Here is a 24822-nt window from a genome sequence, read left to right as displayed (position 1 = left end):
GACTATTCAGCATATAACTAATATACTTTTATTAGTCACGCGTGACTAATACTATCACAATAAAGGAGTGTCATACATTGTTTCTTGCTTTAAAAGAGTTAAAGCATGGTAAATTACGGTTTCTAATGATTGGGGTTATAACTGTCCTGATTGCTTGGCTGGTCTTTATCCTATCTGGGCTAGGCAATGGCCTATCAACGCTAAGCGCAGCAACCTTTAAAAATATGGATGCCCATTATGTGACATTTGAAGAAGGCTCGAGAGCCTCCATGAGCCGGTCACTATTAAATGAATCATTGGCAGCCGAACTGGAAAAAGCAGATGATGTTTCTGCGGCAACCGGAATGGGTGCAACGATGGGAACCGTACTAAATGAATCTTTTTCTGCTGATAAAGAAAAAGTAGATGTCGCCATTCTAGGAATAACGCCTGGTAATTTTCTAGAACCAGCTGTGATAGAGGGAAAGCCTCTTCAAGCAAATGATCCATTAGAGGTTATCGCCAATGATACGTTAAAGAAAAAAGGCTTTAAAATCGGTGATACCCTTAAGATAGAAGGATCTTTAGAAAAAATGAAAATTGTCGGGTTTGTTGAAAACGAAACCTACAATCATTTACCTGCCATTTTTACTACCTTGGATAAATGGCGCACGATTCAATTTGCAGCGCCAGGTTCTGATAAAGGAATTAAGAATCCTGTAAATGCGATTATGCTGCAAGGTGAAAATATCGATTCTGAAAAACTAAATAAGCTATTCAAGAATACAGAAACCGTAACCAAAAGCTCTGCCGTCCAGGGAATGCCTGGTTATAAAGAAGAAAATGGCACAATTATGATGATGCTCGCATTCCTTTTGGCCATCTCAACATTTGTACTTGGTGTTTTCTTTTATGTCCTTACCCTGCAAAAATCAAATCAATTCGGGATCTTAAAAGCGATTGGCGCCAGTAATCGGTTCCTTGGAAAAGCCATTGTAGCCCAGGTATTTCTCTTATCATTTGTTAGTATTGTAGCGGGAATCCTGTTAACCTATGGGACAGCCCTTATTCTTCCGGATGGAATGCCATTTTCACTGGATTTTAAACTAGTGATCATATACTCTCTTATATTGCTTGTCATTTCCATTTTAAGTTCTGTGGTATCGGTTCGAAAAATCACAAAAATAGACCCGCTTCAAGCGATTGGGAGGCTGGAGTAATGTCAGGAATACAATTTAAAAACGTCTCTAAACTTTACCAACAGGGTGAAAATCAAGTTCTAGCCCTTGATGATGTTTCGCTAACGGTGGAACAAGGTGAGTTTATTGCTGTCATTGGCCCATCAGGTTCGGGGAAGAGTACCTTTCTCGCAATTGCAGGCGCCTTACTCCCATCATCACAAGGCGAGGTTATTCTTAACGGAAAGAGCCTTAATCAGTTAAACCCTAAGGATCTAGCGCAATTGCGGTTGGAGGAAATAGGATTTATTTTGCAAACAAGTAATCTAGTACCCTATTTAAATGTACTGGAACAATTACTAGTAGTGAAAAAAATGGCAGGTAAAGTGACAAAAGAAGATAAGGAATATGCAAAAGAATTATTAGAAAATCTCGGTTTAGCAGCAAAATTAAAAAAATTACCTGATCAGTTGTCTGGAGGCGAACGCCAGCGTACGGCCATTGCCCGCGCTTTTATAAACAATCCCTCCATCATTCTAGCGGATGAACCAACAGCAAGTCTGGATTCGAAAAGGGCACATGAAGTAGTTCAACTTATTGCCAGAGAAACAAAAGCCAGAAACAAAGCAGCAATTATGGTAACCCATGATGAACGATTGCTGGAATATTGTGATCAAGTCTATCGAATGGAAGATGGCCGGCTTAAACTAGACCAATCTTTTAAATTGGAGACTGTTTCTTCTAGAGCATGAGTATAGGATAACCAAGGAGGAATAACAATGATTATCGTGACCAATAGGATTAAAACGAAATTAGGTTTTGCGGCAAAAATGGCGCCAATGTTCACACGACCAGGTGCCTTACAAACAATGAATGGTTTCGTAAAAGTCGAAGTACTCATTACAAAAAATCTTTCAGACTATGATGAACTGAATGTCAATATGTATTGGAACACAATGGAAGACTTTACAGCTTGGAAGTACAGCGATGCATTCAAAGAAGCCCATTCAGGCCCAACAAACTCGGAACAGGAATCACCTATCTTGGGAAGTGAAATCATTATTTCTGAAGTTGCTTCCACTTTAGAATCGTAGGAAGCAGTAAAAAGAGTGCCTGGCACCACCTGAAGCTTGTCGATGAGAATACGACAAATTGCGGGTAGTGACAGGCACTATTAATGAAGAACTGTGGATTTGTGTATTTTTTTAAGTTGTATTTATTCATTTTTTTCCTGTATGGGGAGGCTTGTTAATGTTTTAAATGCGTTTGCCACTTTTCTCGCAAAGGAGAGAGGCGGTTCAACCGATTGAATATGAATATACATCAGATTTGGTTGGACAAATATCCAGTGATTATGCAAGGCACTTACAATTAAGCCTTGACCCAAAACAGATCTTGTGAAATTTGGGATTTCCTGTTCAAGTAATGTTATCTCCCCAAGGTTTAGTGCATTACCATTTACATCCAATGACTCAAAAGAAATTCCTACTGGTAAAACAGAATGACTTGGCCGCCCTTGGACATGAACATTAAAACTGCGCTTTAAGCTAACCGAACAGCCATTTTTCTCCATTGTAGCTTTTCCATTTAATATTTGGGCAAATTGGTCTCCCAACTGCTTCAAGTTATTCATTTACTAGCCCCCTTTTCGCATTCTCCGAAAATAAGCCTATTTAGATTATATTCACGAGTGAAAAATATATTAAGACTACTCGATTGGCGAGCCCCTTAGGGGAAGGCGGATGAGCAGCCTGCCTAAAGCCTCAGTTTTAGGCTGCGCTGCTAATGCTCACGAAGTTTTCCTATTAGCTAAAAAGACACTTCCACAGGACGTATCTCTCATTTAGCCCATTACTTTTCTTGAAAACCTAGAGAGGAACCTTCATCATAAAAGACATAATTAATAAACTTCTATTTATGGTACGGTTCACCGTAACGCATCTAAATGAGGTTCTCTTGGATTTCAAAAACCCGTCCATCCACTTCTCTTTAAATAAGAATTTTTGTCCTTAATTAAGTAACCAGCGAAAGTAAAATAAGCGGAGATTTTTCGGTTAGATGCAGAATGGAGCTCGTTTCGGAGTAATTAAGGGAAGTTTTTCCGATTATGCAAAGCAAAATCCTCCATTTTCAGGATTTTCGAGTCAATAAGCGAAATTTCTCCGTCTATTTAAGCTATTTTTAATTTTATTTACTAATTAAGCGAAATTTTTCCGTCTATTTATCTGATCGGGTACTTAACATGATTCCCCAACCGATATGAGCGGATCCTCTTGATCCCAGATGCAGGAATCAACATCTTTTTATCGACTAGTTGAGTAAGTACTTTTTTTACCGTCTTATCACAAAGCTTCAAATACTCCTCGACTTCTTTTGGGGATACGGCTTCTCCTTTTCGAATCGCTAGCCGAAGCACTTCCTTTTCGACAAAGGACAGAGATGTCTGGTCCAGTTCATCACCCAGCCATTGGCCAATCACTTGCTGAATTATCTGTTGACATCGACGAGGCTTTTCTTTAACTTGATCATAAGAAAATCGGATCACGGTCCAACCGTCAATCACTAACTGGTTTTGACGTTCAAGGTTGTCGGAAAATTGCCATCTGCTTATGTTCTTTAGGTGAGGGCCATAGCCGTCGACCTCAAGGCAAATACGAATGGCGGGACGAATATAAGCAAAATCCAAATACCTTTTGCCATCCTTGAAATCATTGACTTCATATTCTGGATGGAGATACCGGAAATGGTAAAATAATGGCCACCACACTTGCTTCAAAAACAGCATTTCAGCCTGGTTGTGACCTTCTTGTAAGCGCCGCAACCGTTCACCGGTTCTTGCCTGCAAGTGAGCATTCAAAAAGGCCTGGTATTCTTCTTCAAATCCCATAGCAATCCTCCTTTTATCCAATGGTCAAATCTTTTATTTATTTGAACTTCGGACTGATTTTTAAAATTAATGATTTTTAATGTGAGTGAAAAAAAGAGGTATAATGTGACTTCAATTATTAGAGAAAGTATAAGGCAAATAAGGACTTGCGGAGTAGCTAATATAAAAAGAATATTTAGAGAAGAATTTGAGGATAGAACTATTTTTAGTTTAATAGAATTCCTAAATTTGTCAATCTGTTTTTTTATATTTCGACAATACCATTCTTATCATTTCTATTTCTAATTGAGGTTATTTTCACTTGAATTTAAATGGATGTATAGACCAGTAACTCTTTAGTATCTATTACATTTTTGGAAAGGTTATAAGCAGCAGCATTCTGTATGCACAATCCAAAACGCAAAAATTTTTTGTTGTTGCCCATATGTTGGATTCACCCAAAAAAATTCCCCCAAACCATTTGTTCGAGGGAATATCTTATGAACCGCTTATTAACACAGGTGCCGCTGCAACCGATTATTTGAAAGTAACAGTTACGGTATAATTTAGATTTTTAAAAAAATCTTGTAGGGCAAGGCGGGCATTATCTTCGGCAGTTTTTAAAAGACCAGACTGTATGGCTTCATCTTTTATCTTTTGTTTAGCACGATCTTCTAGTTGGAACCCTTCTTCCCTATTGACCTCACTACGAAATATGCCTTCACTTGAAAAGGTTTGAATGTTCTTTGAGTCGATAGATGGTGCTTGGACAATGGTGGCATGCGGCAAAGTGACATGAATCGCCTTCTTGTCGGTATCCAAATTGATGTCCTTTTTAGTCAAATTTTTCAAGTCAACACCTGCAGTCACTTCTCCAGGAACGACCATAAATAACGTCCTTTTTGACCCAGGAATATCCCATGGGATGCTTTTGCCAAATAATTTATTATCTTCTTCAGATAAAATAGTTTTGGTATGTGCTTGTGCCGTTGCCAATGTAGCTAATTTTTGGATGCTCTCAATGACTGATGCACTTTTTAATGTTTCTTCTCCTTTTTGTAAATAAATATACCCTGCAAATAAAATGACTAGACTAGCGATAACCCCTATTACAATTGCCAAAAGCCAAGATTTAACCGATTGTAATTTTTGAAGCAGATGAGTAGGTCGAGCTGGTTGTACTGCTAAAGTGGCAGCTGTTTCCTTTTGAGCTTGTTTCAGCTGATTCATAATATAATCTAGATCACTTTTGGATATTTTGCTTTCTTCTCTCATACGTTTCTCCCCCATACTCAACCTTCATTTTAGTAAAATGAGATTCTGTACCCACACGAAATAACGATTTTTTCATAAATCTATTATACTTTAATTCGACATTTTTCGTTGAGTCTATTTTTAATTTTGCTAATTATTCACAAGGTTTTAAAAAAATTCCATCCATAAACATAATTTAAGATGAAAATGATTTAGTAATTGAAATTGAGCCCCACATGTAATTTACAAATTAAAAACAAAACACCAGTCCTATTATGGATTGGTGTTGTTCTGTTTCCCTAAAAAAATATCATTTACTTATGGCACGGTATTCCACTGGACTTAAGTCTTTTAATTTTGTCTTCATTCGTTTGTGATTGTAATAGTAAATATAGTCAGCTAATTCTTGTTCAAAATGCTCCATACTGTCAAATTCTTGTAGATAAAGGAGTTCAGACTTTAATAGGCCAAAGAAATTTTCCTTGACTGCGTTATCCTGGCTGAAGTCGTTTTATCGCTTGGTCTAACATATCTCCCACTAATTTATAAACAGGACGGTTCATGACGGTATACGCAATGTTTTCGCCATTACACAAATAAAATAGAACAAAAGACACATGGGGACGGTTCTCATGATTTACCCGTATTTAAAACTTTCTTTAGTTTCTTATTTAAATCTTTTGATTGTGTTATCGTAATGTATTCTTCATTTATATTAAAATATGTTTCTGCGTTCGTATCATAAATTTGTTCTGGTTCGCCGTTTTTGCGGATTGAATAAATGAATCTCCTGCCATTCTCTTCCATTTTTACAATGGTGTAGTCCTTACCATTTTTATTACCAAGATGAATCAGTGTAAAATCCCCCGATTCACTCTTTATTAACATGGAGTAATTTAGTTTTGTTTGAAAAAGGGCCGAATGATTGGAACTTCTTATTTCTTTGATCTCAATTCCTTCTTTAGTCAGTGAATCAAGCATATCTTTAGCGTGGGTGTATTCGCTCGGAATGGCAAACGTTTGTGGCGGCTTTTGTAGATTTAGCTCCTTGGTTACAGGTGATTCCGTTTTTGAACATGCGGTGCTTAGAGGAACAATATATAACAAACAAAATATTAACCAAGTATTCCTTAACATACTATCCCTCCTTCAAGTTAGTGTATTAAATAATACGTTGATCTTACCATGTATGTACCTACAAAATAGAACCTTGCACCCGTTTAAGTCTATTATAGCCGATGAATAAATGGATCGTGGTTTGCAGTGACGCGGATGCGATCCTCCCTTTTAGAAAAATTCCTTTTTTGCAACCTATTCTTATGGAGGAAAATATGGGTGATGGAAAAGACGTTATTTTGTATGTTTCTTCTTTTCAGAACAAATAATAACTAGGACTTTTTAAAAATTATTTCTTAGGAGATGAAGGCAATGGACACAAAAGATAACTTCTTAGCGGGAGCAAAGGTGACCAGCGATAATCAAGTTTATGGCACGCCAAACAGCAAAAGCAAGAATGGCACTGGCGACTCCCCGAATGATAATGCTGGCAGCAGAAAACAAAATCGTAATCGTTAAGCAGGCAGCCAAGTAAGACACATAGGGACGGTTCTTATGCCTCAGAACCACGAAAACCGTCCCTATTTTTCACTTTATTGATAATTTTAATGCCTCTAGATTTTTTTCATAACGCCTAGACCAGTCCCTGTTTTTGTTCTTCTTTCGTTAGTCCTTCTAATGGATTTAAGACTGCTGTTTTAGCACCTATTTCTTTGGCTAGGGTATCAGGTACGTTTGATGAGGTTAGATCTTAAAAAGGCCCCCCCCAAGGAAAATATCGAAACAGAGCATTAGTGCCGTGAGGGACTCACCCTAAAATAAGGTGCCATATGAAATTTTTAATAAAAATAGATCATGTCAAGTGGGTGGCCATGTTATTTCGTTTCATATCTAATTGAGAGATAACAGAAAAAAAGGGCTCTCCATGTACCTTAAAGAACCCTTACTTTTATTATGCTTGTTCTTTCACTAAATTTTTCTTTTCATAACTTTTCTTATTGTTTGTAATAAACAAAGAAACGCTGCCTAATAAGATAAACGTAACGGCAGAAACGGTAAATACACTAGCTAAGCCAAGCCATTTCCCGAGGAGCGATCCTATCACTGGGGCAAGAAGACTTGAGGCACTTTGAACGGCTGTTGAAAAAGCACTAACTCTCCCTAGCATATTCGATGGAGTTTCGCTGGTTAGAATAAAACCATAGGGAACAAATAGAGCCGTTCCAACACAGCCGATCATGGCAAAAACAATCATCCAAAATAGAAGGTTCCCATGAACAAAACCATAGCAGCCCAATCCAACTAAAAGCATGAATACTCCAGATATGATCCTGCCTATGGACATAAACCTCAGCGGATTTTTTCTCCAATTAGTATATGTGCCGCATAAGAAAGATCCCGTGACAGAACCCGCTCCAAGGGCACTGCTGATTAATCCATAACCTGTTTTATCTAGTCCCAAAGACAAGGATAACGGAGCAAAAAAACTATCATAAAGAAAGATGATAAACATGGAAATGGATGTAATCGAAATAGCTGATAATAAAAGTCGGTTAGATCGAATAAGCGAAAAACCTTCTTTAAAATCCACCCAGTAGGAAGCTTTGGCAATACAATTTTCTTGTCCCCCCTTTTCAAAGGCTGGAAGTTTGAAAATCAACATCAGTGCCATACCATACATGATTCCTTCTATCAAAAATATCATTTGTGGTTTTGTCAGAACCAGCAGCCCTCCACCTATTAAGGGGGCAACAATCTTGGTCACATTCACCACAATCTGACTCAGGGCAGAAGCTTCTGCCATGTACTCATTAGGAACTACTTTTCGAGTAGAAGATTGTCGAGCTGGTTCAAAAACAGAAGCCAAAGATGATTTCAGGAAAATTAGGGCAAGTAGTACCCATATGTTAGGTGTAACAAAGAAACCCAAAATCACCATGACACGAAACAAAGTAGAAACCATCATGACCTTCTTTTGATCCCATCGGTCAATCCAAACTGACGACAATGGCCCGATGACAATATAAGGGAGAAACATGACGATGACTGATGCAGCGTTCGCCCGTAAGTCTAATCCCCACTGAAAGGAAATGAGGGCATTAATCGCAAGTAAATCAAGCCAAGTTCCAAAACTTGAAAATACCTGAACGGAAAACAACAATCGAAAATCTTTTCGTTTTAATAAGGAAAATGTTTGTGATTTTTTCAAAAAAAACATCCCTTTCTTACCTTGAATTTTTCGGTAAGAAAAGGATAGCAATGAAATGTCAGAGGAATATCAGAGGCATTTATTTAATAATTGTTCAATCTTTACTGTTAATCTTGGAAAATCGTACTTTTCCGAGAAACTTTCCCATTTATTTTTATAATCGTGTGGAAGATCGATGGCTAAATGATTGCTTAGTAAAATGATATCTCTTACTCCATTTATGATATGGGGAACAAACTTAGAAGACAATAAGATCATGAAACCTTCATCCATTTGTTGAAGGGCCTCTTTCTCATATCCTTTCATCCATTTGGTAAACCCCTTTAACATTAGAAACCTCCCCTTTTCCCGCAAAAAAGGATACTTTTCAAAGAGTTGATCACCTTCTGCCATATGGGTTTCAACGGAATGAAAGTTTCTTGTTAACAATTTATTTTTAATTTCTTGAATCTTTAGGTACGTTAATATACTTTCATGGACTGCACCCTGTTCAATTTGTGAACGCACTAAATTGATTTTCTTTTTAGCATCTTCAAAGTTACCCTTATCGATGTTTATGCCGATCATGGCCAATTCTTCTAACTCCTGCTGTTGTTGGAATGGAATCATTTTTAATCGAAGTGCCTTTTGAACATATGCATAAGTTTTATCAATATTAAATTGGATCATCCAATAAATATGCAGGAGATAAAAAAGTTTTTGCGAAAGAGGAATATCTGAGCTTGTCACAAACCATTGAAAATCTCCCTGTACAAAATGAAGGTATATTTTCTTATGTACTTCAATGGGAATGTCTAATGCTTCATGTTGCATCACAATGGTTTTTAACCCGTTTGCTTGCCCGTAAAGAATGTATTTATTATATAAGACATCCATACTTTCTCTAAACTCTTTATCATGATAGAGGGGATTATCTTGATGATTTTGTTTCAATGTTAATCGATACCCGACACCTCGAACCGTTTCTATTAAAATATTATCTAAAAAAGATAACTTTTTTCGCAACCGGTACACATGATCGTCGATCGTACGGTCTGTAGGATCCTCCATTGCCCAAACCTTATCTAGTAAGCTTTGCCTTGATAGCGTTTGATTCATATTTTCATATAAACATTTAAGAAGGTGGTATTCTTTAGGTAATAATCGTATTTTCTCATTATTAAATAAAACGGAGTAATCGTTTATTTCGAACTGGAGCTTTTTCATAACTTTCCTCTTAAATAAAATTTGGTAGATAGCTACATCATTACAAAGCGACCAATTATTCCAACTATCTAATTCTTATTTCTGCATTTGATCTTATTTCTCCTTTATTAACTGACCCTCTCTTTTGATGAAATTCCTTTCTCTTTTAATAATGAAGCTAATTTTCTATTCTAAAAACCTCATTTACTTATGGTACGGTTCACCGAGATACATCTAAATAAGGTTCTTCGGTATGAGAAGAAATTCGTAATTTTTCTATTTTTAAAAGCCACTTTTTCTTTAAAGTCAATGATTTTTTCAACTTCATCCGTATCAAAAATTGTGGTAGAACAGCCTGTATCAAAAAGCACATCAACCAATCTAAGTATTCTCTCTTTAAATCCAAGTGAAACAGACATAATTAACATTGAAATCGAGGATAAAATGTAATTTACGTTAAGAATAATTTTAATCACTTACCTTTTAAAGATTAATATGAGAAGCTATAAAGCAAAATCTGAAAAGTTTAACCTGAAATTGATTAAATAATATCCAAGAAACAATATACCTGCACTTCAGTAAATGGTACAATATTCCATATTATATCATTAACCATAATGGAGCAAGGAGGATATTTTATTGAAAAGGAATCCCGTACAAGATATGTATGATTACAATGTTTGGGCAAATAAGGAAATTATTAATCACTTAAAAAAGCTTCCAAAGGACATTTATCATCATGAAATACAAAGTGGCTTTTCATCTATTTCACAAGTATTAACCCATATTTATCTCGTTGAGCAAGCATGGTTTGATATTATCGCCGGTCAATCTATGAATGAAGCCCTTGCCTCGGCAAATCAATTGCAAAAACAGATTGAATCAAAAGAGATTGAAGAAATGGAAATCCTCTATGACAACTTATCCCTCAAAAACAAATCATTTCTAGTCAATCAAGAAAATATGGACCAGGTCATTGTCGTTAATAATCCATATGCAGGTTTATTGGAAACGTCTATTTCTGAGTCTGTCCTCCACGTTGTTACTCATGGCAACTACCACCGTGGTAATATTTCCACAATGCTAAGACAACTAGGATATTCATCGGTAATGCAAGATTATGGACTATATCTTTATAAAAGGTGATAGTTTCTAAGCTACTTTAGATCATTGAATTTTCTAGACCCTTGTTTTAACAAAATTAGATGTAGGAATTAGGAGGCTTCACCAATGGAAAAAAATAATATCGCTCAAAAGAAAGATCATTTGTTGGGAATGCCTCCAGTCCTTAGCACTCGGGCCTTGAACCGAGCTTTACTTGCAAGGCAAATGTTGCTAACTCGTGTAAATTTGCCGGTATTAGAGGCTATTAAGCGTCTTGTTGGAATACAGGCTCAGGACCCGAATGCCCCCTATTTTACTCTTTGGACAAGAATTGAGGAATTTCGTCCAGAAGATCTTTCCAGTCTCATCCAAGATAAAAAGGTTGTCCGCCTTTCCTTAATGCGGTCCACCATCCACTTAGTGTCATCTCAGGATAGCTTGAGTTTGCGCCCTTTAGTTCAGCCTGTCCAAGAAAGCGTCTTAAAAAGTTCTTTTGGTAAAGCCCTTAATGGTTTGGACGTTCAGGCCGTTGTCGATACTGGCCGCTCCTTAATTGAAACGAACCCTCTTACTTTTAGTGAACTTGGAAAGCAATTAAATGCAAAATGGCCAGATGTTGACTCGGCTGCTCTAGCAGCTGTCATTCGGACTTTTGTTCCACTCGTTCAATTACCACCGCGTGGACTATGGGGCATGAGCGGTCAGGCGATCCATACATCCTCCGAAGCATGGTTAGGCAATCTACCATTCCTAAATTTGACAATAAACGACTTGATCCTTCGTTATCTAGCCGTATTTGGTCCTGCTACCATTCAGGACATACAAGTTTGGTCCGGCCTCACTAAACTCAAAGAAAAGGTAGAACAACTTCGACCTCAACTCACCATTTTCCACGATGACCAAGGAAATGAGCTCTTCGACATTCCTGATGCACCGAGACCTGATCAGAACATCCTTCCTCCACCACGGTTTCTTGGAGGCTTCGATAACATTTTGCTATCCTATGCTGATAGAAAACGAATCATTGAAGATGAATACCGTAACAAAGTTTTCACTAAAAACGGAATCATTAAGCCAACCATTCTCATTGATGGCTTCGTCTCAGGAACATGGAAAGTTCAGAAAGAAAAAGGGTCGTTGAGGCTCATGATTGAGCTCTTTAAAAAACTTCCTAGTGAGGAGCTCAAAGCATTAACGAAAGAGGGAACCCAACTATTAGACTTCATAGCTGGTAGAGAAAGTTCCCATGTAATACAGTTTTTTTAAAGCGTGAGATTTCTAATAAATACATGTAGATTCAAAACAAAATTGTGTAAGATCACGTAACTTGTACGAAAAAAGTTAGGACGAATATGGATCTGTCACACTGTCGAAGAACATTATCTCATTATTTTTTTCAATTCTTTTAATGAAATTATTTAGCGAATGATTTTAATTATTTAAATGTCATTTTGTATAAAAAACCTCATTTACTTTGGTACGGTTCACTGTACCTGGTTAAGATGTAGTTTTTTTGAAAAATTTTCAAGCTAATAGCTATATTCCACACTTCCAGAAATAAGCTGAAGAAATAGAAAAGTTTTTTACTGAAAACAGTGGTCGCCAATGATTATTCGTGTTGAAGATGAACTCCCATTAGCTACAGAGAATTATTCTTTCATGAACGTAAATAGCGGGTAGTGACAGGCACTTGCCTAAAAAAACAGGTTGTCCTCACATTTGGGGCAACCATTTTATAAATGATTAAAGACTTATTTACAGACAATTACTTCACGAGTAAATGACCCTTTTTTAACAACAGCGCGGTCATAATGTAAAATCCCGCATTTATGAGGATTTCATCGATTAATTCCACAGTAACTACTACCACTTTCTTAGCAATCCTGCGTGCACATTGGTGCTACGTCAATCCCGTTTTCTTATTGCGCTAATGCTCCAATAGTAAAATAGGAAATTTATAGGAAAATAAAAGTTCCAAGTTTTAGGGAAACCCAAGTAAAGGATTTGGCTACGATTTGCTTTCATTATTTTGAAGCATACTATACTAAGCACTGTGATTTAATTAACGTTTAAGATGAAAAAGGGATGGTGTATGATGAAAAAGCAGCTTCCACCTGGCCAATTCGAAACAGAAAAATGGCCAATACTGCACACAGGGGATATTCCCGAGTTTAATGAAATCACATGGAATTTCAGACTTTTTGGTGAGGTGAAGGAAGAAAAGTTCTTATCCTATAAGGAAATTATGGAGCTTTCAAAGACCATATCAAACGTTAACATGCATTGTGTTACCACCTGGTCTAAGTTTGATACAACTTTTGAAGGAATTGCACTTAGAGAGTTTTTGAAATTTGTTGAAATTAATGAAGGTGTAAAATACATTAAAATTTACGGTTACTACAATGGGGACAGATTTGGTTATTCTGCAAACCTGCCGCTAGAGCCTTTATTAGGGGACGATTCTTTGTTTGTATACCGTTGGAAGGATAAAAATCATGATTGGCAAGATATTGATTCAAAACATGGTTATCCACTAAGGTTTATTCCACCAGAAGTATTTTATCTATGGAAAGGTTCAAAGTGGGTTTCAGGGATTGAGTTTATGAAAGTAGACGAGGCTGGTTTTTGGGAAGAGCTTGGCTATTCGATGACAGCAAATCCATTTAAAGAAGAGCGGTACCGTTAACACAGATTCGTCTAGGAAGCAAAAAGGAGGGTGAGAAGTACTTAAACTTTTGATACTTTGCTTCCAATAAAAAAGAAAGGCCATTTTTTTGTAACGGGGCAGGTTAATGGAAGAAGAATGAATTCCAGCTATTCCGAATGGAAGAACGACAAAAACGAAAACAGAGAAAAACCGTAGTATTTTTCTCATTGGGATTTATTCATATTATTGGTACAGGCTAATAGTTAATTCAAAGTCAACAGTTGACAGAATTTGAAAGAAAACAACTCATTTTGTTCACAAACGGGTGCAATAATGTAAAATATGCGATACCTAGAGGATCGCTTTTTTTTATTTGCTAACGATACAGTCTAGTTAAATAAATTAAATGGGATAAAAGATACACAAGTTTTCGAAAAAAAGTTGGGTAAGGAATATTTTGGAAAATCAAAAGTAGACGGAGGATTTGAAAATGAAATTTACTATTCGTATTTTCTTTAGCGAAAACTATAATTATTCAATATTTGAAAGAGAGCTAAAAAAATCCTTAGAGGAAATTAGTGTATCTGTTACAAGTATTAATTTTAATCAGATTGAAGAACAATACATACATAATAAAAGGAATATTATTGAGATAAATGTTGAAGTTAAAGGGGATTTTATCGATTACAGAACCGTTTTCGGTTGTGTATTTTTAGTATTAGATGAACTTTCTTTAAATTTATCTGGATTAGATATAAATGAATAATAGGCTTCCCTAAGTGCTCTATATATATAAATTTTCCCTAATAAAAAATTTGTTTCTTAAGGAGGAAATTATGAAAGAATTTATTATTTCATATATAGAAGTTAATGAAATTGGTGTCCACAAAAAGGAAATCCACGTTGTGGGCGAAGACTTTCAATCATGCTATGAAGAGCAAATTCAAAAATATCCAACCATGGTAGGTATTGTTCAGCAATTTGAAGAAGAGCACGAAACCATAAATTTTCTCCGCCCTAACAATATTCAAATAGAAAAAGTAACTGACGAAATCTTCGAGGAAGAAGAGAAAAAAAGGGAAGTTTATGATGGATGATATATATCCACATTTAAGACTGAAGTGTTGACCATTATGTGCTGCAAAATTCACAACTAAAAATTATCGAAAATCAGGCTGCTAAATTTGACGGTCAAGGACCATTGGGCGCTTATTCTCTATCGTTTGGAATCCTCTTAGTTACAGAAGCAGTTTCATATGCGCGGTCATCTTATTATTCATTAAGCAACTACGGTATCCTTCATGTGGGCACCAAAAATCGAGGCTTTATGACTATCGCATTTTTATTCAAAAAAAATGCATAGGTTTAACATGTTAACTTGAGGTAAAACCCTCTTTTTTAAAGGGCTTATTAAGTCCCTTTTCCCCCTTGACACTTGATTATGTAAACTGATTGTGTATATAATAATATAGTTGCAGACAAACGCAGTCTGCGAAATCGGATATATTTACTTTTTCTAAAATAATAATTTGCTCAAAAAAACACATTCTATTGCCCCCTGAAACAAGCATTCAATCTTGAAAGGGTGCTAGATTGAATGTGAAATTAAAATGCAAGAAGGAGGTAGGATGTTAGGAGCATCATGAAAGGATGATTACATGAGTGTAGATCAAACTAAAGGTCTCCAAGAAGAAGAAAAAGACGATTATACATTTGATAAGGTTCCGGCAGAAAAACGGAATATGGGTTGGTTTAGCGTAACCAACATAACGTTCGGTATTGCCACTGCGATCTTTTATTTTCAAACAGGCAGTGTTATGGCCCTTCAGTATGGTGCAATGAATGCTATTATTTCAGCTATTTATGCCATCGTGATTGCTGGAATCTTAGGTACAGTGATTGCCTATTTATCCGCGAAGTCAGGAATGAATGTAAACCTTATGTCTAGGCAAGGGTTTGGCTACATTGGTGCTTCGTTAACTTCATTAATATACGCATCGAATTTCATTATGTATTGCGCCTTTGAAGGTATGATTCTCGTTTCCGCAGTTCATGCATTTTTCCCCGCAATTCCACTCTGGCTTTTAATTATCGTTTTTGGGTCCATTGTCATCCCGCTAAATTGGTTTGGTATTAAACAATTAGATAAATTACAAAAATGGTCATTACCGATCTTTTTTATATTTTTAATTGCTATCATCATTGTCGCAGCCAATATACCGTCTCAATTTGATGGTCACTTTTGGACTTATATGCCAGAAGGTGTACAGATAGGTGGAACAGGTTTACTATTATGTATCGGAATGCAGCACGGGATTATGGGATTAACCGCCTTAATTGCGTCAGATTATGCGCGTTTCCTTAAACCAAAAGATATTAAACTTGGATCCATTATGATCGGATTTATTCCGCAAATTTTCTGTTTTGGTGTCATGGGCTTACTTGGAATATGGTTTGGTGTCCGGTTAGCTGAATCGAATCCGGGGGTTTATATTGTCACCATTCTTGGACTAGGTGGAGTCGCTTTTACGTTGTTAACACAATTACGTATTAACGTTACAAATATTTATAGTGCTTCCCTGTCATTGTCCAATTTTTTCGAGAATGTATTCCATTTCAAACCTGATCGTCACTTTTGGGTTGTTGTCTCAGCAGTCGTATCAATTGCGCTCATGCTTGGCGGTATATTAGATTATTTAGGTAGTGCAATGACATTCCAAGGGGTTCTCTTAATGGCATGGGCTGCTATTTTAGTTACAGATGCATTAGTCGTGAAGAAGTTGTTGAAAATTGGACCGAAAGAATATGAAGCGAGACAGGAAAAATTATATAAATGGAATCCAGTTGGGGTTGCACCATTAATTATCTCAAGTGTTCTTGGAACGATTGCTGGATTAGGGTACATGGGAACGTTCCTGCAAAATACAGCAACTTTCTTTGCAGCCATACTAGCCTCATTCCTCACTGTTGCAATAGCTGTCTATACGAAGGGGAGATACTACAGTAAAGCGCCTGAGGAAATAAAGGTAAAACGTAAAAAAGAAAAAGAGAGAAAAAGTCCAACATTCACAAAGGAAATACCAGTTGAATAATGCAAAAAAAGTAATTGATACAGGTTTGATCAAAGTTCCTGCATTGATACTTAGGACCTTTTCTTGTGCGATGACCATCTCTTAAATGGAGAGTTTTGGTATATAAGTCCTAATACTAGTTGAATAGGCTATCAAAAGAGACTGACCCAAAAGGTCGATGAATACGACTCTTTTGGGTCAGCCTCTATTTTTTGTTAATCTAGATATTTATTTAATCTAAAAACTAAGGTCTTCGCCGTTAGTTGCAATCACTTTCTTGTACCAATCAAATGATTTTTTCTTTGTTCTTTTTAATGTTCCATTTCCTTCGTCGTCCATATCTACATAAATAAAACCATATCGTTTTTTCATTTCTCCTGTCCCTGCTGAGACTAAATCAATACAACCCCATGGTGTATAGCCCATCAAGTCAACACCGTCTAAAGTAACCGCCTTTTTCATTTCTACAATATGATCTCGGAAATATTGAATCCGATAATCATCCTCCACATATCCATTTTCATCCGGTTTATCAATGGTTCCCATTCCGTTTTCAACAATAAAGAGAGGTTTTTGATACCGGTCATAAAGTTCAGATAGGGTGTATCTTAGCCCAACTGGGTCAATCGTCCAACCCCACTCCGTTTTTTCTACGAATGGATTTACATCCCCCATTTGTCCGCCGGTATCGGTATTCTGAACGATTTCAGTATGGTATACACTACTGCGGTAATAACTAAACGCTAAAAAATCCGAAGGATACGCCTTGATTATTTCGTCGTCCCCTGGTTCTTTTTTTATGGTTACCCCCATCTCTTCAAAGAAGTGGCCTGAGTAAGATGGATAATATCCCCTCATCATAATATCTGAATATATCAAAGCTCCTCTTCGATAATCCAAAGCTCCAAATGCATTTTCCGGCTTACAATCTTTCGGGTAAATGCAGCTTAAGGCAACCATACAGCCAATCTTTGCATCTGGAATGATCTCGTGACAAAGCTTATTGGCAAGGGCACTCGCAACAAACATATGATGCTTTGCCTGATAACGTACCTGCGCGGTAGCCTCCCTGGTTCCCATAAAGGCGTAACCATTTAATACATTAATTTCATTAATGGTGATCCAATACTTAACTAAATCTTTATATCTAGTAAAGACTTCTTTGCACATTCTTAAGAAACAATCAATCGTCTCACGACCGCCCCACCCATTAAAATGTTCCGCCAAATAAGCAGGGGTTTCAAAATGATAAAGAGTGACTAATGGTTCGATATTATATTTTTTGCACTCTTTAAAAACATCTTCATAAAATTTTAACCCTTCCTCATTTGGTTGTTCCCCTTCAATTCCACCCTTTGGGAAAATACGGGACCAACTAAGAGATAGCCGGAAACACTTAAAACCCATTTCTCCAAAAAGGGCAATATCTTCTTTGTAATGGTGGTAAAAATCAACTGCATTATGGCTTGGATAATAAACATTTTCATCAATATAGCCTGATGTGCCTTCTGGTATAGTATCTATTTTGGGGTCCCCCGTAGGTCGTCGGTTTACCATTGTTTTTGTTCCATCTTTTAACCTGATTGTAATTTTTCTTGGACGGTCTGCAGAACCATTCGTTATGAAGTCGCTTGTTGCAAGCCCTCTTCCGCCTTCATTGTATCCACCTTCATATTGGTTTGCAGCTGTAGCTCCACCCCATAAAAAATTTTCTGGGAATGTTTTTTTCATTAAAGTTCATTTCCTTTCTAAAATGAAGACTATGGGTTCAAATATAATTTTCTCTCCTTACGATCATTGTAAAATGAGTATGTGAAATCATTATGAATGAAAAAAGCCCAAAATAAGTTGGGCAATTAAAGAATGACAGACATTTTTTCAGTTACAATTTACTTTTTCAACCATGCGTTTTGCAAGGCTGCCAACAATGTTTAACTTTTAATTGTCCTGGGAGGATTTTGCTTTAATCCTTTTTGATTAGTTTATGCAAATCGATGATTTCTCTTGCCAAATCTTTAAGCGTCATCGAAGTCATCAAATGGTCTTGGGCATGAACCATAATAAGAGGAAGATCGAATTTCGCTCCGCCCGCTTCTTTTTGGATTAATTCCGTTTGAAAATGATGTGCTTCATTGAAGGCTGCATCTGCTTCGGTTAGTTTCGCTTCCGCTTCATCAAATTTGCCTTCTTTAGCTACATACATTGCTTCCATCGCCAAGCTTCTTGCATTGCCTGCATGAAGGATTAATTGAAATGCAAGATTGTAAAGTTCTTCTTTATTCATAATTAACAGCCTTTCATTTGATTTACTTGAAAAGGAAATTCCCCTCTCCTGCCAATTTTAGATTAATATGAAAATCTAGAAATATCCACGGTTAGGTAAATAGAGCTGTGATTTTCTACTATCTCATCCAAAAAAATTTTCCGATACTGTCAGAAGGCGAATGACCTTTATTGTCATATTAATTGGAATGAGACAGGCACTAGTCAAACTAATGCCCCGTCACTTTATTACGCAATATTTTCTTTCGTTTTACCTGCGTTCATCGCGTCTTCTTCTTTCTTCTTCGCGTTATCATATATTTTGAAGAATGGAAGATAAATTAAGAATGAAATAACAATGTTAACTACATTCATGATGGCACCTGAAATATGTCCGCCACTGGCAAGGTATCCTGAGATAATTGGCGGCATGGTCCAAGGTACTGCAATACCAACTGGTTTTGCGACCAAGCCCATATCCATTCCAAGGAACGTGACAATAACAGTAACGATGGATGTAACAACGAATGGAATGATCATGATTGGGTTTAACACGATCGGCATACCAAAGATTAATGGTTCGTTAATGTTAAAGATACTAGGAGCAAATGCCAAACGACCAAGACTTTTCATTTGTTGGGATTTGGCAAACATTACCATCGAGAGAACCAAACCAAATGTTACGCCCGTTCCACCGATGTGGATGAAATTATCCCAGAATTGTTGTGTAACAATGTGTGGTAGTGGTTGGCCCGCTTGATAAGCTGTCATATTGTCACCCATTGCACCAAACCAAATTGGTTCCATTACACTTTTAACGATGTTTGTACCGTGTAATCCAGTAGACCATAGTATCGTTACGAATAATTCGGCTACTATCGTTCCTCCTAGAGTAAGACCTACCAATTTCAGCGGGTCACCTAAAAGGGTCGTAACTAAGCCGTTGATACTTGCATAAGGTGTCATTTCAACAAGTAAACGGATGACCCAAACTACTAAAAGAACAATAAATCCAGGAATTAATGCTGCAAATGATCGGCCAACACTTGGAGGTACACCTTCTGGCATTTTAATCACAATATCTTTCTTGACGACCCAACGATAAATTTCAGTTGATAAAATAGCAAAAAGTAACGCAACAAACAAACCTTTACTGCTTAAGAAAGCTTTTGAAATAGCACCAGTTACCAAAACTCCTTCTGTAGCTCCAGCTGGAGTAAATGAGAAACTAAATGGTGTTGTTAATAAGAAAGCAGCAACTGATATAGTAGCTGCACTCATCGCGTCAAGCTTATAGCTTTCCGCTAATCGGTAAGCTACCGCGAACGCCGCAATAAGTGACATGATATTGAACGTTGCATCTACTGGATAACTTAATTTAGCAGCCCATGTTGGACCAAAAATAGAAGCCATCCAATCTGCATAACCTGGAATTGGCAAGTTAGCTATGATTAAGAAAAATGAACCAATAACAATGAATGGCATCGTCGCAATGAGCCCATCACGAAGAGCCAATAAGTGCCTTTGCGCACCAATCTTTGCTGCAACAGGCATAACTTTTTCTTCAAGAATGCTGTTGAATTTACCCATTTTATTTTTCCCCTTTTTTTATTATTTGTTATTTACTAAATTTATAGCTGTTTTTAGAACTTCCGGGCCATTGCACGTACCGTAGTGGACTGGATTGATCGCATCGACTGGAATGCCTTTTTCTTCACCTAACTGTTTCATTTTTGGAAGCAGGAATCTAACTTGCGGTCCTAAAAGAAGGACATCAGCGTTGTCAATGTGTAGGTTGACCTGATTGGCTGGAACTGCCCAGATTTTCCCCTCTAAACCTTGCTCTTGGGCTGCTTTCTCCATCTTGGTCACAAGCAGACTTGTACTCATCCCCGCAGCACAACATAGTAAAATATTCATCGATTTATTCCTCCTATTATCTATAAAAGTTATTTTTAAAAAACAATGAGCCAATTAATCTAAACAGTTCAATTTGGCGACTGTTTTAAGAGTGATTCAATCACTTTATGTTTATAGTTTATGTTGAAAGCGTTTAATTTTACAGAAAGGATTTTTCCGTTACGTAACGGAAAAATGGATGGACACTAAAAGTTATGTAAACTCATTATCCTCTGATAATATGCCCATAACCTTAAAAAGGGGTACTCCTTTTGGAATACCCCCAATCTATTTCTATTAAATGGCTTCTTCGTTAAGATTAATTCCTATCAGTTAAGATTTATTTAAAATCTTTATAATTTCTTCAGCTGATTTACTCTTTAGAATTTTTTGGACCTTTGTACTGTTTTCAATTAAAGCAATGAGCCTTTGATACATTTTTTCCAGATCACCCTCGGGTTCTTTTCTTATATTTAGCAAGCAGATAAATTGAACCATCTGTTTATCTGTCCATTCGATCGGCTTCTTTAATGTACACACGGTCCAAAATGTTTCCTCTGTTTCCGGTGTAAGTGGATGAGGGATGGCAACAAGATTCCCAAAGCTTGTTGGAGCGAGCGCCTCCCTTTCCAACACCAAATTCACATAATCTTTGGAGACGAGATTTTGTTTGTATAATTCTTCACACATAAAACGGATGACGCTTTCCTTATCCTCAAAGTCTTTATGAATAAAAACTCTGGACTCATCTATAAAGCTCCGTTCCTCGCCCTCTTTTACAGACGATAAGCCCTTCCGGATATTTGCAATATCCCCTTCGCCCAAAAAGGTATTGACGACTTGTACTGGAACGCCTATATCTACTTTTATTGGAATTGTACTAATAATAAAATCAAGGGAGGATAGGTCGTATTCTTTTAATTGATAATAGTTGGTTGTAGCCACTATCTCGATTTCATCTTTAAATTCATTTTGCAAACGATAAAATAGCAGCCTTGCACTCCCGACACCAGAAGCACACACTATAATGACCCGTTTTGCCTTTTTCTGCCTTGTCTTCATTCTTTCTAATGCCACACCAATATGTAAGGCAATATAGGCAATTTCGTGTTCTCCTACCTCAATCCCCAAATATTCGTCGATACATCTGCTCGCAATGGCTGCCCCCTCAAAGGCGCTAGGATATTTCCTTTTAATTTCATCTAATAATGGATTCCGAATGTTCATATTGTACCGCAACCTGTTCATTGCCGGCCGAATGTGCAAAGTCAGCGCTTGAATGAATTCGGAGTCGTCATGAAAATCCCAATTTAATTCAGTTTTCAACCTTTCCGTCATGCAATGAATGATGGTGTCTAACTCATCAAATTTACTAAATTCATTCAACGTATTCTTATGAATTAATTTTGTCCCCAACAAATGAACAATAATATAATTAATCTCTGTTTTTGGAAAGTTTAAGCCGGTAAACTCCTCTACTTCTTTTACAATTTCATTAGCTACTATTTTTTCAAAGGGGTATTTTCCTTCTAAATCGTGTTCGAGGTTTTCAATGACAAATCCTTCTTCAATCCTTTTGCATCCAATGGAGATATGGGTTGCCAAATTTTCGAGTGCTATGTCAGATATCTCAATTTTGTATTGATTCACTTTTTTTATGATGATTTCTTTTATCTTTTCAAATAGTTTTTCGTCCAATATTTGAAAAGAATGACTGTCAATGTTTATGCTGCTATTCCGGCTTAAAATATAATTTGAAAAGCATAGCCGTTTCATATATTCGTCGCCTTCGACCTGCGTACCATAATGCGGTCTGGAAACTAACTTCAAGTGATAACGCTCCAATATTTCACGGACGGCTTTTAAGTCATTTTGAAGCTTAGGCTTGGAAACAAATAGTTCTTCCTCAAGACTTTCTAATTTTATCGGTTCCTTTTCTAATAAAAATCTTTTTAATAAATACGAAACCCTATTTTCCTGTTCAGAAAAATGAGATTGACTTTCATCTATCCCATCATTCGCATTCGCATTAAACTCCTTTTCAAATACTTCATAACCCGTTATATGTAATAGATATCCTTTTCCTCGAACCGATTCAATCATGATTCCTAACGAAGAACATTGTGATTGAAGTTCTTTGATCTCGGTGCGAATGGTTCTGTCACTCACACCAAGTTCTTTTGCCATCCATTCAGCTGTAACAGGTTCTTTCTCCTTCATTAAAGACAATACGATGTCTTTTTGCCTTTTCGAAACCATTTTTCTACCCACCTTTCTTATTGAAAAATCATTTGGTATTTTTTAGTTTGTTCACTTCCCTTGCCATTGACTCCAAAATAAATATAACCGATACTTGAGAAGTATTGTTAGAATTGTTATTTTGAAAACAGGCAGGAGTCAGCCTTACACAAAAAACGGACTAACTTAGAAAAGCCAAAAACAACTGTCACAATGCCAGTAGAATAATAATTGCAAACAAAAAACTCTAATAGTATTGAATACTGTTAAAGTTTTTTCTCATCTTAAATTATTCTACAGATAAGGATCCGGTTTAATTTTTTTCATCTCTTTCTAAATCGATGTTATGGAATCCCTTTTTGATATCGTTTATGATTTCCGGGGATAAGTTGGTGTAGTTTTCTAGGCAAGTTTCTCCTAATTTATAGATTTTCTTCTCTTTCGTATGTAAAACGATATACTGATATCTTAATGGGGTGCCGCATTCACAGCGGTATGGCTTGTTCCCAAAACCACCGTCTAATACCTCTTTCAGTACCCAGGAATCCAGTTCTTCTTCTACCTCTGCTTCTGTCATTCCTTCTGATAAGGTAACTAAAGGGTGCAAGAGTGAAACAAAGCAACGCAATCCATGATGCGTTGCTTATTCTTGTTTATTAGTTAAAAATATTTCTTATACAGTTCCTGTCTTATTCTTCCGCTTAGTTGGGCATAAATCCTGATCGTTTCACTTTATTCATGACCTAATAAGCTTTGAATAACATCCAAATATACTCCATTATTCGACAGGTGGGTTGCATAGCTGTGCCTTAGTTGGTGCGGATGTATGTCTTTATTGATGCCAGCACGGTGGGAAATCCGTTTGATAATGTATCGCATCTGGGCAATACTCACTTGATGGGGATCCTGTTCCGTGACAAAAACAGCAGAATCCCGGTCTTCATGACTATCCAGGTACTGTTTTAACCAAATTTCGCAGCGAACATTAATAAGGGTATTTTAAACCATACTCGTTCAAATTTCGATGGGAAATAACAACTGGTGATATCGGTGATGGGGGAATAAATGGAACGACAATTGGTTTATACCATGGATTATAGTGATGCAACAATATGTAGTAAACCATTAATATCATCCTCTCATTCAAAGTTACAGTAAATTATGAGTGTTCATCTAAATATGATTGGATGGATGCCTAGTTTATTAAATTACCAATATTTATATAAAACAGGCTTGAAAAAAAGGAGCAAAGCTTTTTTTCTTCTTCAAGTAACGTAGCAGTTTAGTGAAAGGAGGAATTCCTAGTCGTTACAATGTTCACTGTATTAATTTCCTATATAATATTTCCAATATGATATAGCAACAAAGAAGTGCCCATGCAGGGACACTTCTTTTCATAAAAAAACATTTTTTTGATGAGATTTACTAACCTCCAAAACAGCTAAAACAACTAAATAAACATCATGCCGCTACACATCATGCCGCCACACATCATGCCGCCGAAACCCATACCGCCGCACATCATGCCGCCGAAACCCATACCGCCACACATCATGCCACCACAACGCATACCGCCACACATCATGCCACCACAACGCATACCACCACACATCATGCCACCGCAACGCATACCGCCGCACATCATGCCACCGCAACGCATACCGCCAAATATTCTCGGATCCTGGCTCTGAGGACCTATAGGAATTAAATGACCAACTTGGAAATTATCCATTCCTAAAGTTTGAAGTTCATTTTGAAAATTTAGCATTTGTACCTCCTCTGTTTATTTAATAATTAGGTTAAACTGACTTCTAACAAGAGATTTGAACGAAAAAATTTTGTCAGTTAAGTGTAATTTAGAGTTACTACGTGTA

At 36.8% G+C, this 24822-nt stretch carries 23 protein-coding genes and 4 pseudogenes; 10 read left to right on the top strand and 17 right to left on the bottom strand.

Going from position 1 to position 24822, the window contains the following annotated elements; translation table 11 throughout:
* The first annotated feature begins 77 nt into the window (after positions 1-77).
* The 3 genes from QNN06_RS03605 to QNN06_RS03595 are packed head-to-tail and all read left to right on the top strand — an operon-like array spanning position 78 to position 2251.
* The gene (locus tag QNN06_RS03605) at positions 78-1199 is read left to right on the top strand and encodes an ABC transporter permease (RefSeq protein ID WP_284036995.1); all 1122 of its coding nucleotides are present in this window, start codon (positions 78-80) and stop codon (positions 1197-1199) included.
* The gene (locus tag QNN06_RS03600; RefSeq protein ID WP_284036994.1) at positions 1199-1909 is read left to right on the top strand and encodes an ABC transporter ATP-binding protein; all 711 of its coding nucleotides are present in this window, start codon (positions 1199-1201) and stop codon (positions 1907-1909) included. Before QNN06_RS03605 ends, QNN06_RS03600 begins: the two co-directional genes overlap by 1 nt.
* Positions 1910-1936: 27 nt before the next feature.
* Positions 1937-2251, top strand: a complete 315-nt coding sequence (locus QNN06_RS03595; protein WP_284036993.1) for a heme oxygenase — start codon at positions 1937-1939, stop codon at positions 2249-2251.
* Positions 2252-2373: 122 nt separating this feature from the next.
* Here QNN06_RS03595 and QNN06_RS03590 read toward each other — a convergent pair whose 3' ends face one another.
* The 5 genes and pseudogenes from QNN06_RS03590 to QNN06_RS03570 form a co-directional block, all read right to left on the bottom strand.
* Positions 2374-2790 carry a DUF1259 domain-containing protein gene (locus QNN06_RS03590; protein ID WP_284036992.1) on the bottom strand — a complete coding sequence of 139 codons (417 nt, stop codon included), beginning with the start codon at positions 2788-2790 and terminating at the stop codon, positions 2374-2376.
* Positions 2791-3378: 588 nt separating this feature from the next.
* Complete coding sequence (locus QNN06_RS03585) at positions 3379-4044, bottom strand: DNA-binding response regulator (RefSeq protein WP_284036991.1); 666 nt, start codon at positions 4042-4044, stop codon at positions 3379-3381.
* Positions 4045-4560: 516 nt separating this feature from the next.
* The gene (locus QNN06_RS03580) at positions 4561-5298 is read right to left on the bottom strand and encodes a DUF4230 domain-containing protein (RefSeq protein ID WP_284036990.1); all 738 of its coding nucleotides are present in this window, start codon (positions 5296-5298) and stop codon (positions 4561-4563) included.
* A gap of 289 nt (positions 5299-5587) precedes the next feature.
* Positions 5588-5773, bottom strand: a pseudogene (locus QNN06_RS03575) (IS3 family transposase); the annotation flags it as partial.
* 134 nt (positions 5774-5907) lie between these two features.
* Positions 5908-6414, bottom strand: a complete 507-nt coding sequence (locus QNN06_RS03570; protein WP_284036989.1) for a hypothetical protein — start codon at positions 6412-6414, stop codon at positions 5908-5910.
* 291 nt (positions 6415-6705) lie between these two features.
* On the opposite strand from QNN06_RS03570, the gene QNN06_RS03565 reads away from it, so the two are divergent.
* Complete coding sequence (locus tag QNN06_RS03565; protein WP_213118756.1) at positions 6706-6852, top strand: hypothetical protein; 147 nt, start codon at positions 6706-6708, stop codon at positions 6850-6852.
* Positions 6853-6921: 69 nt separating this feature from the next.
* On the opposite strand, the pseudogene QNN06_RS03560 reads toward QNN06_RS03565, so the two are convergent.
* The 3 genes and pseudogenes from QNN06_RS03560 to QNN06_RS03550 form a co-directional block, all read right to left on the bottom strand.
* Positions 6922-7084, bottom strand: a pseudogene (locus tag QNN06_RS03560) (zinc ABC transporter substrate-binding protein); the annotation flags it as partial.
* Positions 7085-7285: 201 nt separating this feature from the next.
* Entirely contained in the window at positions 7286-8542 is a 1257-nt protein-coding gene (locus QNN06_RS03555) for an MFS transporter (protein WP_284036988.1), read from the bottom strand.
* 69 nt (positions 8543-8611) lie between these two features.
* Positions 8612-9748 carry a winged helix-turn-helix domain-containing protein gene (locus QNN06_RS03550; protein WP_284036987.1) on the bottom strand — a complete coding sequence of 379 codons (1137 nt, stop codon included), beginning with the start codon at positions 9746-9748 and terminating at the stop codon, positions 8612-8614.
* Positions 9749-10390: 642 nt separating this feature from the next.
* On the opposite strand from QNN06_RS03550, the gene QNN06_RS03545 reads away from it, so the two are divergent.
* Positions 10391-10873 (top strand): DinB family protein, encoded by a 483-nt coding sequence (locus QNN06_RS03545; protein WP_284037883.1) that lies wholly within the window; start codon positions 10391-10393, stop codon positions 10871-10873.
* Between the two features lie 84 nt (positions 10874-10957).
* Positions 10958-12097 carry a winged helix DNA-binding domain-containing protein gene (locus QNN06_RS03540; RefSeq protein WP_254124445.1) on the top strand — a complete coding sequence of 380 codons (1140 nt, stop codon included), beginning with the start codon at positions 10958-10960 and terminating at the stop codon, positions 12095-12097.
* Between the two features lie 485 nt (positions 12098-12582).
* On the opposite strand, the pseudogene QNN06_RS03535 reads toward QNN06_RS03540, so the two are convergent.
* Positions 12583-12722: pseudogene (locus QNN06_RS03535) on the bottom strand (RNA methyltransferase); the annotation flags it as partial.
* A 204-nt stretch (positions 12723-12926) separates the two neighbouring features.
* Here QNN06_RS03535 and QNN06_RS03530 point away from each other — a divergent pair.
* The 4 genes from QNN06_RS03530 (at position 12927) to QNN06_RS03510 (ending at position 16570) form a co-directional block, all read left to right on the top strand.
* Entirely contained in the window at positions 12927-13517 is a 591-nt protein-coding gene (locus QNN06_RS03530) for a molybdopterin-dependent oxidoreductase (RefSeq protein ID WP_284036986.1), read from the top strand.
* Between the two features lie 451 nt (positions 13518-13968).
* Entirely contained in the window at positions 13969-14244 is a 276-nt protein-coding gene (locus tag QNN06_RS03525) for a hypothetical protein (RefSeq protein WP_284036985.1), read from the top strand.
* Between the two features lie 70 nt (positions 14245-14314).
* Entirely contained in the window at positions 14315-14575 is a 261-nt protein-coding gene (locus QNN06_RS03520; RefSeq protein WP_284036984.1) for a hypothetical protein, read from the top strand.
* 561 nt (positions 14576-15136) lie between these two features.
* Entirely contained in the window at positions 15137-16570 is a 1434-nt protein-coding gene (locus tag QNN06_RS03510; RefSeq protein WP_217033242.1) for a purine-cytosine permease family protein, read from the top strand.
* Between the two features lie 216 nt (positions 16571-16786).
* Here QNN06_RS03510 and QNN06_RS03505 read toward each other — a convergent pair whose 3' ends face one another.
* The 8 genes and pseudogenes from QNN06_RS03505 to QNN06_RS03470 all read right to left on the bottom strand — a co-directional run bounded on the left by QNN06_RS03505 (position 16787) and on the right by QNN06_RS03470 (position 24716).
* On the bottom strand, positions 16787-18280 hold the full coding sequence (locus QNN06_RS03505) for a family 1 glycosylhydrolase (RefSeq protein WP_284036983.1): 1494 nt from the start codon (positions 18278-18280) through the stop codon (positions 16787-16789).
* 232 nt (positions 18281-18512) lie between these two features.
* Positions 18513-18833, bottom strand: coding sequence for a PTS sugar transporter subunit IIA (locus tag QNN06_RS03500; RefSeq protein WP_213118764.1), 321 nt, complete (start codon positions 18831-18833; stop codon positions 18513-18515).
* Between the two features lie 227 nt (positions 18834-19060).
* Entirely contained in the window at positions 19061-20401 is a 1341-nt protein-coding gene (gene celB / locus QNN06_RS03495) for a PTS cellobiose transporter subunit IIC (RefSeq protein WP_213118765.1), read from the bottom strand.
* Between the two features lie 21 nt (positions 20402-20422).
* Positions 20423-20731, bottom strand: a complete 309-nt coding sequence (locus QNN06_RS03490; protein ID WP_213118766.1) for a PTS sugar transporter subunit IIB — start codon at positions 20729-20731, stop codon at positions 20423-20425.
* Positions 20732-21043: 312 nt separating this feature from the next.
* On the bottom strand, positions 21044-22969 hold the full coding sequence (locus QNN06_RS03485; RefSeq protein ID WP_284036982.1) for a BglG family transcription antiterminator: 1926 nt from the start codon (positions 22967-22969) through the stop codon (positions 21044-21046).
* Positions 22970-23261: 292 nt separating this feature from the next.
* Positions 23262-23525, bottom strand: coding sequence for a hypothetical protein (locus QNN06_RS03480; protein WP_217033235.1), 264 nt, complete (start codon positions 23523-23525; stop codon positions 23262-23264).
* Positions 23526-23608: 83 nt separating this feature from the next.
* A pseudogene (locus QNN06_RS03475) lies at positions 23609-23935 on the bottom strand (tyrosine-type recombinase/integrase); the annotation flags it as partial.
* 463 nt (positions 23936-24398) lie between these two features.
* Complete coding sequence (locus tag QNN06_RS03470) at positions 24399-24716, bottom strand: heterocycloanthracin/sonorensin family bacteriocin (RefSeq protein WP_213118769.1); 318 nt, start codon at positions 24714-24716, stop codon at positions 24399-24401.
* Positions 24717-24822 lie beyond the last annotated feature (106 nt).

It is taken from the genome of Neobacillus sp. 114 (genome assembly GCF_030127045.1).
Classification (GTDB): Bacteria; Bacillota; Bacilli; order Bacillales; family Cytobacillaceae; genus Neobacillus; species Neobacillus rhizophilus.
Note: the sequence above shows the minus strand (reverse complement) of the source record. Positions and strands in the feature narration are given on the sequence as shown.

Excerpts from the sequence above, each read along its gene's own strand:
- QNN06_RS03600 (WP_284036994.1), top strand. The coding sequence starts at position 1,199 with ATGTCAGGAATACAATTTAAAAACGTCTCTAAACTTTACCAACAGGGT.
- QNN06_RS03595 (WP_284036993.1), top strand. The coding sequence starts at position 1,937 with ATGATTATCGTGACCAATAGGATTAAAACGAAATTAGGTTTTGCGGCA.
- QNN06_RS03590 (WP_284036992.1), bottom strand. The coding sequence starts at position 2,790 with ATGAATAACTTGAAGCAGTTGGGAGACCAATTTGCCCAAATATTAAAT.
- QNN06_RS03585 (WP_284036991.1), bottom strand. The coding sequence starts at position 4,044 with ATGGGATTTGAAGAAGAATACCAGGCCTTTTTGAATGCTCACTTGCAG.
- QNN06_RS03580 (WP_284036990.1), bottom strand. The coding sequence starts at position 5,298 with ATGAGAGAAGAAAGCAAAATATCCAAAAGTGATCTAGATTATATTATG.
- QNN06_RS03570 (WP_284036989.1), bottom strand. The coding sequence starts at position 6,414 with ATGTTAAGGAATACTTGGTTAATATTTTGTTTGTTATATATTGTTCCT.
- QNN06_RS03565 (WP_213118756.1), top strand. The coding sequence starts at position 6,706 with ATGGACACAAAAGATAACTTCTTAGCGGGAGCAAAGGTGACCAGCGAT.
- QNN06_RS03550 (WP_284036987.1), bottom strand. The coding sequence starts at position 9,748 with ATGAAAAAGCTCCAGTTCGAAATAAACGATTACTCCGTTTTATTTAAT.
- QNN06_RS03545 (WP_284037883.1), top strand. The coding sequence starts at position 10,391 with ATGTATGATTACAATGTTTGGGCAAATAAGGAAATTATTAATCACTTA.
- QNN06_RS03540 (WP_254124445.1), top strand. The coding sequence starts at position 10,958 with ATGGAAAAAAATAATATCGCTCAAAAGAAAGATCATTTGTTGGGAATG.
- QNN06_RS03530 (WP_284036986.1), top strand. The coding sequence starts at position 12,927 with ATGAAAAAGCAGCTTCCACCTGGCCAATTCGAAACAGAAAAATGGCCA.
- QNN06_RS03525 (WP_284036985.1), top strand. The coding sequence starts at position 13,969 with ATGAAATTTACTATTCGTATTTTCTTTAGCGAAAACTATAATTATTCA.
- QNN06_RS03520 (WP_284036984.1), top strand. The coding sequence starts at position 14,315 with ATGAAAGAATTTATTATTTCATATATAGAAGTTAATGAAATTGGTGTC.
- QNN06_RS03510 (WP_217033242.1), top strand. The coding sequence starts at position 15,137 with ATGAGTGTAGATCAAACTAAAGGTCTCCAAGAAGAAGAAAAAGACGAT.
- QNN06_RS03505 (WP_284036983.1), bottom strand. The coding sequence starts at position 18,280 with ATGAAAAAAACATTCCCAGAAAATTTTTTATGGGGTGGAGCTACAGCT.
- QNN06_RS03500 (WP_213118764.1), bottom strand. The coding sequence starts at position 18,833 with ATGAATAAAGAAGAACTTTACAATCTTGCATTTCAATTAATCCTTCAT.
- celB (WP_213118765.1), bottom strand. The coding sequence starts at position 20,401 with ATGGGTAAATTCAACAGCATTCTTGAAGAAAAAGTTATGCCTGTTGCA.
- QNN06_RS03490 (WP_213118766.1), bottom strand. The coding sequence starts at position 20,731 with ATGAATATTTTACTATGTTGTGCTGCGGGGATGAGTACAAGTCTGCTT.
- QNN06_RS03485 (WP_284036982.1), bottom strand. The coding sequence starts at position 22,969 with ATGGTTTCGAAAAGGCAAAAAGACATCGTATTGTCTTTAATGAAGGAG.
- QNN06_RS03480 (WP_217033235.1), bottom strand. The coding sequence starts at position 23,525 with ATGACAGAAGCAGAGGTAGAAGAAGAACTGGATTCCTGGGTACTGAAA.
- QNN06_RS03470 (WP_213118769.1), bottom strand. The coding sequence starts at position 24,716 with ATGCTAAATTTTCAAAATGAACTTCAAACTTTAGGAATGGATAATTTC.